The sequence below is a fragment of the Agrococcus jejuensis genome (assembly GCF_900099705.1).
Taxonomy (GTDB): domain Bacteria; phylum Actinomycetota; class Actinomycetes; order Actinomycetales; family Microbacteriaceae; genus Agrococcus; species Agrococcus jejuensis.
This window is the reverse complement of record NZ_LT629695.1, coordinates 1,159,794-1,176,816: the sequence shown is the minus strand read 5'-3', so window position 1 is coordinate 1,176,816 and position 17,023 is coordinate 1,159,794. Positions and strand designations below refer to the sequence as shown.

The window sequence follows — 17,023 nt, the reverse complement described above, 5'->3', positions numbered from 1 at the left end:
GAAGGCAGGAAGGAGGGTTGAGCATGTACGGCAGACGTGATCTCGTGGATGCGCACCTCTTCCTGCGCGGGCGCCTCTCGGCCGCCGTGCTGCGCTCCGACCCCGACGCCCCCGACCGTCCGCTGCGTCGCACGTCGACCGGCATGGGCATCGGCGTGGCCGTCGCCGCCGCCGCGCTCGTCGTCGTGGTGGTGCTGAACATCTTCCTGTTCACCACGAACGACAGCTGGCGCGAGCAGCCCGGCGCGCTGCTCGTCGACGAGTCGACCGGCAGCCGCTACATGCTCATCGACGGCACGCTGCACCCCGTCATGAACCTCGCGTCGGCCGCGCTGCTCGCCGGCGCGCCGCCCGCCGTCATCCAGGTGTCGAGCGACGACCTCGCATCGGTGCCGCGCGGCGAGGCCCTGGGTGCGCCGGGCCTGCCCGACGAGCTGCCCGGTGCGCAGCAGACGTCGCCCGAGTGGGCCGCGTGCGCGGCCGTCGAGGGCACGACCCTGGCGATCGGCGCCGTCGAGAACGGCGAGCCCATCGCCGCCGACGAGGCCGTGCTCGTGACCGCCGACGGCGAGCTGTCGCTCGTCTGGCAGGGCGTGCGCTCGCAGCTCGGCGGCCCGTGGGCGGCACGCGCGATCGGCTTCGAGCCCAACGCTGCACTGTCGGTCGACGCCGCATGGCTCGACACCATCCCCAGCGGCCGCGACCTCGACCTGTCGGCGCTCACGCTCGGCGGCGAGGGCCCCGCGATCGCCGGCGAGCCGACGACGCTCGGCCAGGTCGTCGAGACCGACGACGGCGCCCGCTACGTCGTCACGCAGGACGGCCTCATGCCGATCACCGAGACCGTCGCGGCGCTGCTCACGACCGTGCCCGACCAGGGCCTCCCCGAGCCGCGCACCATCACGCCGCGCGACCTCGTCGCCACGACGGTGTCCGATCCGGCCGCCTGGCAGTCCGAGCTGCCCGAGACGCCGCCGACGGCCATCGCAGCGGGCCTCGCCCCGTGCTCGGTGTGGGCCGACGGCGAGACGAGCATCACGACCGTCGACGGCGCCGCGCTCGCCGAGTCGGCAGGCGTCGTCGCCGTCGCGCCCGGCTCCGGCCTGCTCGTCGCGACCGCCGCGGCCCCCGGCGTCAGCGGCGCCGGCCTCTACCTCGTCGGCGACGACGGCACGAAGTACCCCGTCGCCGACGCCGAGACCGCGGGAGCCCTCGGGCTCGACGCCACCAGCTCCCCCGCCGTGCCCGCAGCGCTGCTCGCGCTGCTGCCGACGGGGCCCACGATCGCGACGTAGGAGAGGAGACCGCCCTTCGACGCACGTACCCCCGACCCCGACCCCTTGACCATCGAACGACTCTGAGAACACCAACACCAAGGAGAACGCAATGGCACAGCTCACCGGCTTCGAGGCGAACACGCTTCGACAGATCATCACCCGCACGATGGAGCAGGTCTCCGCGATGGAGTCCGCCCGCGGCCGCGTCGAGGACGCGACCCAGACCATGGCCGCCGCTGCAGAGGCGCAGGCAGGCATGGTGCTCCGCCAGCGCCTGACCGAGTGGCAGAGCGAGTACAGCGACATCAAGAACAAGCTGGACGTCCTCAACACCCAGGTCCAGACGCTCCTCACGCAGCGCACCAACACCGACGAGTCGACCGCGGCCTCCGCGGCGGCCTGATCCCCGACCCCTCCACGAAAGGAACCGCAATGTCCTTCAACGTCGACCTCGTCCAGTTCGAGACCGCCAACCAGTCGCTCAACGCGTCGTGCCAGGAGGTGGAGCAGATCCTGCAGAACATCTACGACACCATCCGTCCGATGGGCGAGGCCCAGTGGGGTCGTTCGCTGCCCGTGTGGGGCGAGCTGCAGCAGCGCTGGAACACCGAGTACACCGAGGTGCAGCAGGCGGGCGTCAACATCAAGAACGCCGCCGTGCGCGTGCGCGAGGAGTTCTTCGACGGCGACGTGCGAGGCGCAGCCGTCTTCAGCTGAGCCCGACGGGGTGCCCGCGACCTCGCGGGCACCCCTCGGCCGCTCTCGAGAGAGGAGAACCCCATGGCAGACGAAGGCACGAGAGTCGCGTTCGACCGTGAGCAGTACCGCAAGGTGCAGCAGCTCGTCACGGACGTCGAGCGCACGAACGACGACGCCCTCTACGGCACCGACGGCTACGCGATCAGCTCGGACCTGCGGGCGCAGCCCGCGGAGGCCCGCTGGGAGGTCGCCGTGCAGGTCGGCAACGACGTGTCGGCCCTGGCAGGCCAGGTGCGCACGTTCACCGACACCTTCACCGACAAGACGCTCCCGAACTTCCGCGACCAGCTGGAGAAGGCGGAGAAGCTCTTCGAGGAGACCGACGACCTGAGCGTCGCGGACGCCCAGGCCTGACGGCCCACCCATCGAACACGAACCCCCTGCGCACGAGGAGACGACATGGCCGACGACGAGACGACCGGCTCGGGCGACCACGGAGCCTCGGGCGGAGGGGGTTCGTCGACCGGGTCGACCGCGACGGGCGACATGGGTCTCGAGGCGCTCCTCGGCCTCGTGACCGGCGTGCCGGACAGCGGCCTCGCGGCCGTGCTGGAGACGAACCAGGATCCCAAGAGCGGATGGATCACCGGCACGGCAGGCGGTGACGGCCGCGACGCATGGTCGGCGAACATGCGGTACGGGTACTACCACTACGAGGACGACGTCCGCAGCTTCGAGCTCATCGACAACCCTGGCCCGCAGCCCGAGTTCTCGGATGCATTCCAGGCGCTGCGCCGCAACGTCCAGACGATCGCCGACGACAACGCGCCCGGCCTCAGTGCCAGGCGCACGGACACCGCGGCATCCCTGTTCGCGAACTTCACGACGGTCACGGGCCAGAACGCCGAGCAGATCTCGGCGCTCGCGACGGCGCTCGGCGCCGACGACTCGTCGATCCGCGGATCCGCGGCGGCCGCCCTGCTGGCGCAGCTCACCGCGCAGCAGAAGTCGCTCGAGGCCATGCACCGGCAGCTCACCGACGACGGCGGCGTCGCGGCCGGGCTCGAGACCGTCGCCGAGGCGGTGCGCACCTTCATGACGTCGGTGCTCAACACGTGGAACACGCACGGGCCGACGATGGGCAACCTGGCCTGGAATGCCAAGAACGCCGTCATGGCGGACATCGTGCAGTACATCGAGGACGAGGACCAGAAGTGGCGCGCCGGCGCGAGCGGCCGCAACGGCATGACGGTCGACCACGCGAAGGGCGTGTACGCCGCCTACACGTGGGCGGATCGCGGCGGGCTCGCGCCCGAGGGCTTCACGAGCGTCGGCGGCAACCTGCAGAGCGAGGCGACCTACGGCGCCATCAACCGAGCGATCTCGCAGCTGGTCCGCGACGCGGTCGCGACGATGGCCGCCGAGGTGTTCACGGCGCAGCAGACCCTCGAGACGACGATGCGCACCTCGCTGCGCGCGCTCAAGAACATGCAGGACCCGACTGCGATGCCCGAGGACACGACGGCCGACTACGACGGCGGCGACGGCATCGGCGGCGACGGCGCGGGCGGCGACGGCCCGCCCGACATCGACTGGGATGACATCTTCGGCGACGGGCCTGGCGGCGACGGCGTCGGTGGCGACGGCGCGGGCGGGGACGGGCCCGGCGGCGACGGCATCGGTGGCGATGGCGACGACGTCTTCGGCGACGGTCCCGGCGGTGGTGACGGCCTCGGCGGCGACATCGGCGGCGGTGACGGCATCGGCGGTGGTGGCGACGGTGCCGGCGGTGGCGGCGACGGCGTGAGCGGCAATGGCGATGGCGTGTTCGGCGACGTCGGTGGCGACGGCGCCGGCGGCGGTGGCGCTGGCGGCGGTGGCGCTGGCGACTTCGGCGGTGGCGGCGCTGGTGGTGGCGGCGACGGGGTGAGCGGCAACGGCGATGGCGTGTTCGGCGACGTCGGTGGCGGCGGCGCCGGTGGCGGCGACTTCGGCGGCGGCGACGGGCTCGGCAGCGACGGGCTCGGCGGCGACGGCGCGGGCTCGTGGTCGGCCGAGGACGGCGCGGGCGGCGGCGGCGCCGGGGGCGGCGGGGGCTTCGTCGCTGGTGGCGGCGGAGGCGGTGGCGGCTTCGGCGGCTCCCGCGGCGGCCAGAACGGCGGTCAGGGCGGTCAGAACGGCGGCTCCGGCTCGACCGACCAGGAGGACGGCGGCTCGGGAGCGTTCGGCGACGTCGACATGCCCGACCTCGCGGACCCGAACGACGTGTTCTCCGAGCTGACGTCGCCTGACGAGGACGGCGGCGGCGCGAGCGCAGGCGGTGGCGGCGGCACCGACGGCGGCGGCCAGGAGGCCACCGCCGGCGGTGGCGGCTCGGTCATGCCCGACGGCTCGGCGTGGACCCCCGATGGCGGCCTCGGCGGCGATGGCGCTCTGGGGTCCGACGGCTCCGGGGGCATCGGCCAGGACGACGGTGGGAGCTCGCAGTGGGGCGGCTCCGGCGTCGGTGGCGATGGCGCCGGCTCGGACTGGAGCGGCTCTGGCGCGGGTGGCGATGGCGCTGGCTCCGAATGGGGTGGCTCTGGCGTGGGCGGCGACGGTGCGGGCTCGAACTGGGGCGGCTCCGGTGTCGGCGGCGACGGTGCTGGCTCCGAATGGGGTGGCTCTGCCGTGGGCGGCGACGGTGCGGGCTCGAACTGGGGTGGCTCGGGTGTCGGCGGCGACGGTGCCGGCTCGGAGTGGGGTGGCCCTGGCGTGGGCGGCGACGGTGCGGGCTCGAACTGGGGTGGCTCGGGTGTCGGCGGCGACGGTGCCGGCTCGGAGTGGGGTGGCTCGGGTGTCGGCGGCGACGGTGCCGGCTCGGAGTGGGGTGGCTCCGGCGCGGGCGGCGACGACTGGTTCGGCGCGGGCGGCAGCGGTGACGGTGCGGGCTCCGAGTGGGGTGGCTCGGGCGCCGGCGCATGGGACGACTTCGCGGCTGGCGGCGGTGCTGGCAGCGGCGGCGATGCCGCGTTCGGCGGGTCCGGGTCCGGCTCGGGTTCCGGCGCCGGCGGAGGCGGAGGCGGAGGCGGAGGCGGATTCTCGCCCGGCGGCGGTCTCGGCGGCCTACCCTCGAGCGCGCTCGGCGGGGCCGGGACGGGTCTGGGCGACGGCCTCGGCGGCAGCGCATCCTTCGGCACCCCCGGCGGGGAGGCCGCGGGCAGCAGCGACGCGTTCGGCGCGCGCGGCGCTGGCGGCGACGACGGCGCCTTCGGTGCCGGCGGCGGCGCGGGCAACGGCGCAGGCAATGGCGCAGGCTCGAACGCCGGCATGGCCGGCGGTGGCATGGGCGGCGGCGGCATGCCGATGATGCCCATGGCTCCGGGTTCGCAGGGGTCGAAGGATCGCGACCGCGAGCGCAACACCTGGCTCGCGGAGGACGAGTCGATCTGGGGCACGACCAACGCCGACGGGAACGGCGTCATCGGGCTCGGCGAGGAGCGCGAGCCGGTGCAGCCGGCCCACGTGCCTGCGGGCGTGGCCGGTGGCCGCGCACCGGAGGCGAAGCGGCGTGCCGAGTCCGGCGCGACGGAGCAGGCTGCGGCAGCGCAGCGGGAGGGAGCATCGTGATGCAGCTCACCGGAGACGACATCGAGCAGATGATGGCCGAGGTGCGCCAGACGCGCGCCGACCTCGCCGAGCGTGCGGCCGAGGTCGACGCGCTCACGGCGACCGCGACGTCGAAGGATCGCGTGCTGAGCGCGACGGTCGACGCCCAGGGCGTGCTCACCGAGCTCAAGATCACGGGGCAGTCCTGGCGCGAGCTCGCGCCCAAGGAGCTGTGCTCGAAGATCGTCGCCATCGTGGCGCAGGCGCAGCAGGACGTGCAGGAGCAGGCGAAGGCGCTCCTCGCCGACGGCGACGGCCCCGAGGGCCTCGACCCGATGGCCGGCCTGCCGTCGGCCGACGAGATGACGGCGATGATGCAGGGCCTCGTGGCGCAGTTCGGGGAGGTGCGTCATGAGCGTTGAGCCGTTCGCCGCCGACCCCGATCGCCTGCGTCAGAGCGCGCAGCGGCTCCGCGCGCTGCAGAGCCGCGTGCACGGGCTCTCGTCGACGGTCGACCAGCTCGCCTCGCGCTATCCGCAGGCAGCAGGCGACGGCGACTTCAAGGAGTCGTACGACAAGAACTACGTGCCGGCCGCCGCTGCGGCGAAGGAGTTCATGACCGCGCTCTCGTCGTCGGTCGAGGAGATCGCCGAGGACACGGCGACCGTGGCGCGCGAGTTCGCGCAGACCGACGACACCGCGACGCGCGAGAGCCGGCACCAGATGTAGGGCGACCCGGGTCCGCCGGACCCGGAGGGATGCCCGCTCGGGCTCGAGGGAGAGGAGGATGCGATGGCGCTCATGGTCAGCAACGAGGCCGCCAACCTCTTCCTCGTGCTCGCGGGCGAGCGCTTCCCCATGGCCAACGAGGACCAGCTGCGCGCGCTCGCGCAGGGCTGGGAGCTCGCGGCCCGCGAGCTGAACGACCTCGACGGCGACATGCGCCGCGACCTCGCCGCCACGCAGCAGGGCTTCTCGGGCATGAGCGCCGACGCCTACGACCAGTACGTGGCGTCGCTCACCGAGGGCGACGCGCTGCGCGAGGTCGCCGAGTCGATGCTGTCGAGCTCGCAGTTCCTCGAGAAGCTCGCGCTCGACGTCGAGTACACCAAGTACACGCTCATCGGCGCGCTCATCGCCCTCATCGCCGAGATCGCGTGGGCGATCGCGATGGCCGTGCCGTCGTTCGGCGCGTCGATGGCCTGGCTCGCGGCGCGCAAGGCGATGTACACCATCCTGTTCCGCACGATCCTGCGCAAGCTGCTCGCCGAGATCGCGAAGGGTGCCGCGTTCAACGTGCTGAGCGAGGTCGCGATCGACGCCGTCGCGCAGCTCGTGCAGATGGCCGAGGGGAACCGCACCGAGTGGGATGGCGACAAGACGTCGGGCGCCGCGGCGGGCGGCGCGCTCGCCGGCATGTTCGGCGGCGTCGTCATCGTCGGCGGCGCGGGCCTCGGCAAGGCGTTCGGCAAGGGCGCGGGCGACGGCATCGGCGATGGCGTCGGGTCGGGCGTCGGCAAGGGCGTCGGCGACGACGTCGGCGACGGCATCGGCTCGGGGGCCGGCAAGGGCATCGGCGACGACGTCGGCGATGGCATCGGGTCGGGCGCCGGCAAGGGCGTGGGCGACGACGTCGGCGATGGCATCGGCACGCCTCCACCCGGCAAGGGCGCCGACGGCGGCGACGGCGTGGACGTGCCGCCGCCGGGCAAGGGCGCCGATGGCGACCTGCCGCCGACGACGGGCTCGAACGACGCGCCGAAGCCGCACGGCATCAAGGACACGGCGCAGGACATCGCGACCGACTTCGTCGGTGAGGCGTTCGTCGAGGTCATGACCGAGGGCACCTACAGCGCCATCCAGGGCGAGGGCTTCCAGGTGGGCGTCGGTGGGGTGCTCTCGGCGGCGTCGTCGAGCATCGGCACGGGGCTCGGCACCGCGGCCGGCTACCACGCCGGCACCGCGTTCGGGGGCCCGGGACCGTCGGATGGCGGCTCGGGCGGCGACGGCGGCACGCGCTCCGACCCCGGCGCGGGACAGACCCCCATCACCGACACCGGCGCCGGCCCCGGCCTGGGTGCCGGTCCGGGTCTCGGTGCAGGTCCGGGGCTCGGCGCGGGACCCGGGCTCGGAGGCGGCCAGGGATCCGCGAACGGGTCCGGCCCGGGCAACGGCCAGAGCTCCGGCAACAGCCAGGGCTCGGGCAACGGCCAGGGCTCCGGGATCGGCCAGGGACCGCGCGACGGCCAGGGCGCGGGTGACGGCCAGGGACCGCGCGACGGCCAGGGCGCGGGTGACGGCCAGGGGCCCGTCGACGGCTCGGGGTCGCAGCAGGGTCCGCGCGACGACTCGCAGCAGGATGCCGGTGGCCAGCAGGGCGACGGCACCACGAACGCGCCGAACCCGCTCGCGGGCAGCACCTCGAACGCGCCCGATCCCCTCGGTGGCCGCCCCGATCCCGAGGGACAGCAGGCGCAGGCCGCCGCGGGCGAGACCCCTCCGGCAGGGCAGCAGCCCGGCGGCCAGACCCCCGGGTCGCAGGAGCAAGGATCGTCGACCCCGTCCGGACAGCAGGAGCAGGGCCCGTCGACGCCGGGCTCGCAGCAGGATGGCGCGCAGCAGCAGCAAGGATCGACGCCTCCTGGCGCGCAGCAGCAGGGCGCCACGCCGCCCGGATCGCAGCAGCAGGGGCCGACCACGCCGGGCTCGCAGCAGGACTCCACCGTGGGTCAGGACTCGACCGTGGGTCAGGGCTCGACCGTGGGTCAGGGCTCGACGGTGGGTCAGGGCTCGACGGTGGGTCAGGGCTCGACGGTGGGTCAGGGCTCGACGGTGGGTCAGGGCTCGACGGTGGGTCAGGACTCGACGGTGGGTCAGGGCTCGACGGTGGGTCAGGGCTCGACGGTGGGTCAGGGCTCGACGGTGGGTCAGGGCTCGACGGTGGGTCAGGGCTCGACGGTGGGTCAGGGCTCGACGGTGGGTCAGGACTCGACGGTGGGTCAGGACTCGACGGTGGGTCAGGGCTCGACGGTGGGTCAGGGCTCGACGGTGGGTCAGGACTCGACGGTGGGTCAGGACTCGACGGTGGGTCAGGACTCGACGGTGGGTCAGGACTCGACGGTCGGGCAGGACTCGACCGTGGGTCAGGGCTCGACGGTGGGTCAGGGCTCGACGGTGGGTCAGGACTCGACGGTGGGTCAGGACTCGACGGTGGGTCAGGACTCGACGGTGGGTCAGGACTCGACGGTCGGGCAGGACTCGACGGTGGGTCAGGACTCGACGGTCGGGCAGGACTCGACGGTGGGTCAGGACTCGACCGTGGGTCAGGACTCGACGGTCGGTCAGGACTCGACCGTGGGTCAGGACTCGACCGTGGGTCAGGACTCGACCGTCGGGCAGGACTCGACGGTCGGCCAGGATCCGACGGTGGGCCAGGACTCGACCGTCGGGCAGGACTCCACAGTCGACCAGGATGCGCCGACGCAGGCCGACACGACGACGGACACGACGCAGTCGGACACGACGCAGTCGGACACCGAGCAGACCGACACCGAGCAGTCGCCCGCAGCCACGCCTCCCGCCTCGACGCCCGGCAGCACGTCGCCGTCGAACACGACGCCGGCGCCGACCCCGACGCCTGGGCAGTCCACCGACACGACGTCCACCGTCGACGTCGACGCGACGTCCGACGCGCCGGTCACGACCGACACGACGCCCGACGGACAGCAGGACGCGCGCGACCCGTCGACGCAGGATCCGGCCACCGACGTCGACGGACAGCCGCGGCGCGACGACGCGCCGGCTCCCGACGCCACGCACGCGGACGCCGACGCCGACGCCCGCAGCGACAGCGACAGCGACACCGAGACCGACGTCGACTCGATCTTCAGCGACGACGGCAGCGACGCGTCGAGCATCACGACGGTCGACTCCACCGACGTCGCGACCGACGCGCAGGCATCGGACGACGGCACCTCGGGCACCGCGCCGACGCCGACCCCCGTGCCGGTCGCAGGGCAGTCGCCGACGACGACGCCAGCCGCGGTCGGCACGCAGGCCCCCGGCACGCAGGCCCCCGGCACGCAGGCTCCGGGCCAGACCGGTACCCAGTCCCCGGCGACCACCGGCACGGCCAAGGGCGCCACGCCCCCCGCGAAGCAGTCGCCGCAGCGGCCGACGACGCAGCCCGCGACGCAGTCCACCGCCCAGGCGCCCGTGCCCGGCCGCAAGGGTCCGGAGACGGCGACGGCCACCGCCGGCACCACGAAGCCCGACCCGATCCGCGAGTCGAAGGTCGACCCCTCGAAGGCGCCGGCGTCGCAGCGGCCCAGCACGGTGCCGCCCGCACCGCCGCTGCCGACACCCTCGAAGTCCGCGACGCCCACGCCCACGCCGGCGACCGCGACGCCCATCCCGACCTCGACGGCGCCCACGCCGCCGCCGCTGCCGCGTCCTGCGCCGCGCCTGCGTGCGAGGGACGAGCAGGGGCCGCCCCGTCGCCGTCGCCCCACCCCGCCGCGACGCGGACCCGACCCGCGCATCCCCGCGACGCGCGACGAGGGATGGCGCCACGCGCCCGACCGCAGGGCGCCCTGGGCCGACCCGACCGCGACGCCCATCGCCGAGACCGACTGGCGGTCGCGGCTCGCATCCGCGACGCCGCACACCGTCTCGCTGCGGGTGGCCGACGTGCGCACCGACGGCCGTGGCGGCCGCCTCGCACGCTTCGAGGGCATCCTCGGCTACGACCGCGCCCGCGTCGTCGTGCCCGACGGTCGCGCCGTGCAGGTCTACACGGTGCGCGTGCACCTCGAGCGCGGGCAGGGCGTGAGCGACGCCGACGTGACCGCAGCCAAGGAGCGCGCACGCACGAGCGTCGAGGCGATCGCCAACCAGGGCTACCGCCTGCCGAGCGGCGACCAGTTCCACCTCGACGTGCAGTTCGTCGACACCGCCGCCGAGGCCCACAGCACGATCGAGGTCGTCGCCCCCGTCGACGAGATCGGCGAGACGGGACGCGGCCCCGACGGTCGACGGCCCACCGGCACCGACCAGCGCCACTGGCGCAGCGACGAGCGCGGCAGCGTCTACACGCACGAGCTGCTGCACTCCCTCGGCCTCGCCGACGAGTCGGTCGACCCGCGCCGCGTGTTCCAGCAGGATGCGACCCGCAGCGCCGTGCACACGGACGACGGCATCATGGGCGACGCCGTGCACCGCGACGGGGCAGCGCTCTACCCGCGCAACCTCTGGATGATCGAGCGCATCGCCGACGGCGAGCGCCAGCTGCCCGAGCACACGTACCCGGCGAACGACCTGCTGCAAGGGCAGCCCCTGCCGCTCGCGTCCATCCGCAATCCCGACGGCATGCACACGCAGGTCGCGAACCACCTCGGCGTCACGCCCGACCGCGTGCGCGACGCGCTCGGCCTCACCGACACGTCGACGGATGCGCAGGTCGCCGAGGCCTGGCGCGGCGTGCTCGACGCCGGGTCGATCACGGTCGACGGCCGCACGGCCACCGTGCGCACGGCCGACGTGCAGATGCCGGCCGTGACGCCGGTCGCGGCCGTCACGCCGAAGCCGTCGACCGATGCCGCGACTGACGCCGATGGCACGAACGGCACGAACCGCGCGAGCGGCACCGACGCGACGGCCGACGGCGAGGCCAAGCCCGAGCCCGCGCCGAAGGTGCAGGAGCCCACCGACGTCTTCAGCCGCACGCAGGACGTCGAGCGCTCCGACAAGACCTCGGTGAGCAACTCCGCGAAGGCCGAGCTGCAGCTCACGGTCGCCATGGGACCGACGCCCGGCTTCCCCGCCGCGACCTTCGGCATCGGGGCGACGACGGGCGCCGACCTCGGGCTCAAGTCGACGCTGCGCGACACGGCGGCGCCCAAGGCGGGGCTGACGCCCGCCCACGCCGACGTCACCTTCGACCTGACGACCGACGGACGCACGACGCAGGTCGACGTCGAGGCGAACCTCACGATGCCCGAGGTCTCGCACGCGTCCGCGACCGCCCCGAGGCAGGACGGGCGCGTCCCCGGCGAGGCGTCGACGTGGCAGAACGCCGACCTGCGCGGCATCGGGCCGCGCCGCGTCACGACCCTCGCCGACGGCACGGTGCGGCCCCGCTCGCAGCGCGACGTCGACGCGCTCACGGGCATCCTCACCGCATCCGGCGACGCGAAGGCACGCGGCGACCGGTCGACGTTCTCGGTGACCGACGACGCCCCGCGCACCGCCTACCTCGGCATCGCCGACGGGGGTAGCAAGACTACGCGCGGCACGGCGTTCTCGTCGGGATGGTCGAAGGGCGTCGACCTCAGCGCCACGGCGGGCGCACGTGGCCGCCTGCGCAGCTTCCTGCGCATCGGCGGTGGTCTCACCGTCACGTCGAGCGGCCAGATCGGCGGCTCGAAGGAGACGAAGCACTCGTCGGCGCGCAGCGACGACGACAAGGTCGCGATCTACTCCCTCAGCCGCACCGTGCAGGTGCAGCCGCGCTTCGGCCTCGGCTCGCCGCGGTCGGTCGAGGTGCAGACGACGTTCTCGGTGCCGATCGCCGACGCCGCGGCGCGCGGCCTCTGGCTGCCGGGACCCGTGCGGCCCGAGGGCATGACGATGCACGAGGGCCCGTTCCGCCCGGAGTCGACCTTCGACCCGTCGCGCGACTCGTTCGTGTCCGTGCCGCCCGACCTGTCGACCCGGATCGGCGACGGGCTCGAGCTCTCGGACAAGGGCAGGGAGGCCGTGGCGAGGAAGTTCGCCGACGACGCCAAGGCCAAGGCTTCGATGCAGGACGCGGCCACCGACGGCACGACGGCCGTGTGGCACGAGGGCGGCCGCACGCACCGCATCACGATCACGGCCGACGTCACGCTCGGCGACGTGGGCACGACGGCGGACTCGCGCACGTCGAAGCACGAGGAGTCGGTGTCGAGCAAGCGCGAGATCACGATGGACTCGAAGGCGACGCAGGGCTTCACGTTCGGGTCGCAGGCCATCGCATCCTTCGCCTCGACCACCTCGCAGGCCGCGGCTGCATCGCCGACGGCCGAGAAGAACTGGGGCAACGCGATCCTGCAGCTCTCGGGCGGGCATCAGCGCACGGCGAAGAACGCCGCGCAGCACACGATTAAGGACACCCGCGCCGCATCGAGCATCGGTCCGGCCGGCTACCACCCGACGAAGACGACGCTCAAGGTCGTGCACGAGTCGACGAAGGACCCGAGCTTCCTGCAGCGCGGCCTCGCGGGCGGCAGGCTGCTGGGCAGCGGCCCGACCGCCGACCGGCACACCGTCGAGCGCCCCGACCTCGGCCAGTCGATCGACATCGATGGCGTCGCCGTGCGCCGACCGCAGCTCGACGGCACGACGCCCGACGCGACGAGTCCGCGGACGTTCGTCGGCGACGTGGGCGACCCGCGGTTCCAGGAGATCGACGCCGCCGACCTCGGTGCCTACGCGAAGGTCGAGCGGGTCAGCGGCCACGAGGCGCACGCGAGCCTGCTCGACGCCTCGCTGTCGAAGCGAGCCGACGTCACGAGCGGCACCGGTGCCAAGCACCGCAGCCCGCTGGGCAGCGGCAACTTCTCGAGCTGGGGATCGCGCGCGTTCGATCCCGTCGCGGGCCCGACGATCACGCGCTCGCCGTTCACGAAGCCCGGCGAGGTGACGGCCGCGACCGTGCAGGGCCTCGGCTCCGACGCGGGTCTGCGCACGATCGCGAACGAGGGCCTCGGCGATCGCGGCGTGACGACGGGCGACATGGTGCTGTCCGGCAAGATCCGCGACATGCACGGCTCGGTCGAGGTCAAGCAGCGGCTCGGCAACCCCTCGTTCGTCACGACGCGCGACAACCGCACGCTCATGCGCGGCTCGGCCGACGACCGCGCCGTCGGCACGTCGAAGGAGTGGAGCCTGAACGGCGGGCTCGACGGCATCGTGCGCGCCACCGCGCCGGGCGGCAAGGACAACTTCCTCGCCCAGATCGGCGCGAAGCTCGGCTACACGCACGGCCGGTCGAAGGAGGCGGAGCGCTCGTCGGGCACCGCGAGCGAGCGGTCGAAGGTCGGCGAGACGGCCGTGCTGCGGTTCGACGCCGAGCGCAGCTACAGGCCCACGGTCGAGCTGCGTCGCTGGCGGTGGCGCAGCGGCTTCGCCAACCCGTCGTACACGCGCTACGAGCCCGCATCCGTCGACGTCGAGCTGCCCGTGCGCGAGGCCGCCGCGCTGCTGCAGAAGCACGGCATCGAGCTGCCGCCCGAGCTCGTCAAGCACGCGCCCACGCCGCCCGCGGCGCCGCCGGTGACCCCCGCCCCGCCCGTCGTCGCCACCCCGCCCGTCGTGACGCCCGCGGGCATCGAGCTGGGCTCGCTGCCGCCCCGCGATCCGACGAACCCGCCCGCGAACCCCGCGAATCCGCCTGCGAACCCGCCCGCGAACCCCGCGAATCCGCCTGCCGCCCCCGCCGCCGACCCGCTCGCGCCCTTCCGCGACGACTCCGACGCCGTCGTGGGAGAGAGCCGCATCACCAAGGATGCGCTCGCCCGCATGGAGCGCAACTGGCGTCCCGTGGGCATCGACGAGCGCACGCGCCAGCAGATCCTCGGCGAGGTGCGCCGCGTGCTCACCCAGAGCTCCGGCTCGGGCTTCGTGCGCGACGCCATGGTGGGCCCGACCCGCATCACCGTGCCGCTGCCCGCCGGTCCGTTCACGCAGCGCACCGTCACGATCGAGCTCGACGTCTCGCATCGGCCCGACGCCACCGACCCGGCGACGCAGCAGTCGCTGCAGGGCGAGACGCTCTCGACCGAGCGCTCGGGCGGCGCGACGCGCAAGCGGGGTCGATTCCACCTCGTCAACATCGGCGCCGACGGCCGGATCGGCTTCTTCACCAGGCCCGATGAGGTCGACGACCTGCCGGGCGGCGAGGCCGCGACCCAGCAGGACTGGACCGTCTTCAACCGTCGGTGGGACACGAGCGCCTCGGGGCCCGAGTCGCCGAAGCTCGCCACGACGGCCGAGCACGAGTCGCTCGAGCAGCACCACGTGCCCGTGACCTACGACGTGCGGCTCGAGCTGCACGAGCACGTCGGCGGCGCCCTCGACTCGCTGCTGCCGCGTGCGATCACGAAGGGCTCGCACACGCCGCTCGCGCCGATCTCCGTGGGCGGCACCGTCGACATGCTCGAGCCCACGAACTCGCCCGATGCGCTCGATTCGCCACCGGCCCCCGATCGCGCCGCGCAGCAGCACCAGCTGCCCGCGGTCGGTGCATGGCGACCCGTGCGCTGGGACCACGCCGGCGTCGACGACGTGCGCACGATGGTCGAGGACAAGCTCGCCGCGAAGGGCGGTCGGGCGCGTCGGGGCGACGTCTACGACGAGGCGCTGCAGACCGCGATCTCGAACCCGATGCTGTTCAACGCGATCCCCAGGATCGTGTCGGGCGAGACGTTCAGCATCGACGAGCTCATCGCGCGCCGCGGCGCGTTCCGCGACCTGCGCTCCGACCTGTCGATCTCGGGCGGCCTCGTCGAGCCTTCCATCCGTCCAGGCTCGACGTCGCCCTCGACGACGCTGCAGCACACCGTCGACCTGGGCGTCGGCATCGCGGAGGCGAAGAAGCGCGCCGACGACGCCGGCATGTCGCTGCCGTTCGGGCTCTCGGGCATGACCGACGCCGGGCTGCTCGCGGGCGTGCTCGCGCCGTCGTTCAAGAGCTCGACGAGCCGCACCGACGAGCAGGGCACCGACGTGAAGACGTCGGAGAAGATCACGCACAAGGGCCGCTCGTTCATCGTCGACGCCCACCTGCGGCTGCGCATCACGGCCGGCACGTCGACGATCGTGAGCAGTGGGGGACCGCGGCAGCCCGGCGAGGTCGACGTGCCCGTCGTGCTGCAGGTGTGGGAGCAGCAGCTCTCGGCGCTCGGGCTCGCGGTGCCCGCCGACACCGCCGGCGACGCCGCGCGCGCCGCCGAGGCCGACCGCGAGCGCGCCGAGGCCGCGGCCCGCGAGGATGCGGCGCGCGCTGAGCGCGAGGCGGCGGCGCAGCGCGCTCGCGACGCGGAGCGGCGCGAGGCCGAGGAGCGCCTGGCGCGGTTCCGCCGCGAGGAGGAGCAGCGCAGGGAGCGCGAGCGCCAGCAGCGGGAGCGTCGGGAGCTGGAGCGCCAGGAGCGCGAGGCGGCGCAGCGTCGCGAGCGAGTGCGCGAGGACGCGGAGCGCCGCGAGCAGGAGCGTCTGGATGCGGAGCGCCGGGAGTGGGATCGCCAGGACGCGGAGCGCGCGGAGGCCGAGCAGCGGGAGGTCGAGCGTCAGGAGCGCGAGGTGCGCGACGAGCGCGAGCGCCGCGCGGCGGCTGCCGATCGGCGCGAGCAGGAGCGGCGCCGCGACGCCGAGCAGCGGGAGGCCGACGACCAGCAGCGCGAGGAGCAGCGTCAGGAGGAGCGCGACCGCCGCGCCGAGGCCGTCGAGCGCAGGGAGCAGGAGGCCGAGCGTCGCCGACGTGCCGAGGCTGCCGAGCAGCGTCGCGACCAGCAGCGCGAGGCCGCCGAGCGCGACGCCGCCGAGCGCGAGCGGAGGGCGCGGGCCGAGGAGCGCGCCGACGCTGCCGAGCGCCGCCGGGCCCAGGAGCGCGAGGCTGCGCAGCGCGAGGAGCAGGCGACCGAGACGGCCCTCGACGAGCGCCCGGCGCCGAGCGACCGGGTCGACGACGGCTACGAGGCCGACGACGACGCCGACCGCATGGTCGACGACGAGCTCGCGTCGCTCGCCGACGACGACGCGCCGACGACGACCCCGACGCCGCCGACCACGCCCGCGCCCGCCGTCGAGACCGCCCGCGACGACGCCGCCTCGGAGTACGAGACCGCCGACGAATACCTCACGGCCGAGGAGGGCGACGTCGAGGTCGACGCCGCCGACGACGCCGTCGAGACGGAGTCCACCTCCGAGTACGAGACCGCGAACGAGTACTTCACGGCGTCGGAGGGCGAGGACGACGAGCCGCAGGCGCGCCCCGCGCCGCCGCGCCCCAGGGATGTGCCGCCCGTGCGATCCGAGCCGCTGCCGCCCGTCGCGCCCGCGCCGATCCCGACGCCGACGCCGACCCCGGCGCAGCCGCCGGCGTCGGCGCAGCCCGCGCCCGCATCCGACGCATCCGACGCGGCCGACGCGGCCGACGTCGAGTCGGTGCACGACGACGCGTCGACCGAGCGCCCCCGCGAGCCGGAGCTCGCGACCGACGAGCCGACGACGCCCGAGCGACCGCACCACGACACCTGGATCCCCGACGCGCCCACGGGCGGCTTCGTGCCCGAGGAGGACGACGAGCTCGAGGACCGCATCGTGCTGCCCGACGGCACGCTCACGGGCGACGGCTCGACGTTCGACGCGCAGGCCTTCTTCGACGACGCGCTCAGCCGCTCCTGACGACGCGCGGGGGACGC

Annotated in this window: 8 protein-coding genes; all 8 read left to right on the top strand. The window is 74.2% G+C overall.

Going from position 1 to position 17,023, the window contains the following annotated elements:
• Nucleotides 1-23: 23 nt before the first annotated feature.
• Nucleotides 24-1,295, top strand: coding sequence for a type VII secretion protein EccB (gene eccB, locus BLQ67_RS05505; RefSeq protein ID WP_092503191.1), 1,272 nt, complete (start codon nt 24-26; stop codon nt 1,293-1,295).
• A 91-nt stretch (nt 1,296-1,386) separates the two neighbouring features.
• On the top strand, nt 1,387-1,680 hold the full coding sequence (locus BLQ67_RS05500; protein WP_092503189.1) for a hypothetical protein: 294 nt from the start codon (nt 1,387-1,389) through the stop codon (nt 1,678-1,680).
• Nucleotides 1,681-1,709: 29 nt separating this feature from the next.
• On the top strand, nt 1,710-1,994 hold the full coding sequence (locus BLQ67_RS05495) for a WXG100 family type VII secretion target (protein ID WP_092503187.1): 285 nt from the start codon (nt 1,710-1,712) through the stop codon (nt 1,992-1,994).
• Between the two features lie 63 nt (nt 1,995-2,057).
• Nucleotides 2,058-2,390 (top strand): hypothetical protein, encoded by a 333-nt coding sequence (locus tag BLQ67_RS05490; RefSeq protein WP_092503185.1) that lies wholly within the window; start codon nt 2,058-2,060, stop codon nt 2,388-2,390.
• A 45-nt stretch (nt 2,391-2,435) separates the two neighbouring features.
• Nucleotides 2,436-5,585 carry a hypothetical protein gene (locus BLQ67_RS05485; RefSeq protein ID WP_092503183.1) on the top strand — a complete coding sequence of 1,050 codons (3,150 nt, stop codon included), beginning with the start codon at nt 2,436-2,438 and terminating at the stop codon, nt 5,583-5,585.
• Nucleotides 5,585-5,986: a YbaB/EbfC family nucleoid-associated protein gene (locus BLQ67_RS05480; protein WP_092503181.1), complete on the top strand. Its 402-nt coding sequence runs from the start codon at nt 5,585-5,587 to the stop codon at nt 5,984-5,986. The genes BLQ67_RS05485 and BLQ67_RS05480 overlap by 1 nt, the downstream gene beginning before the upstream one ends.
• A complete protein-coding gene (locus BLQ67_RS05475; protein ID WP_092503179.1) occupies nt 5,976-6,293 on the top strand; it encodes a WXG100 family type VII secretion target in 318 nt (105 codons plus the stop codon). Before BLQ67_RS05480 ends, BLQ67_RS05475 begins: the two co-directional genes overlap by 11 nt.
• 63 nt (nt 6,294-6,356) lie before the next feature.
• Complete coding sequence (locus tag BLQ67_RS05470; protein WP_092503177.1) at nt 6,357-17,006, top strand: WXG100-like domain-containing protein; 10,650 nt, start codon at nt 6,357-6,359, stop codon at nt 17,004-17,006.
• The last annotated feature ends 17 nt before the right edge of the window (nt 17,007-17,023 follow it).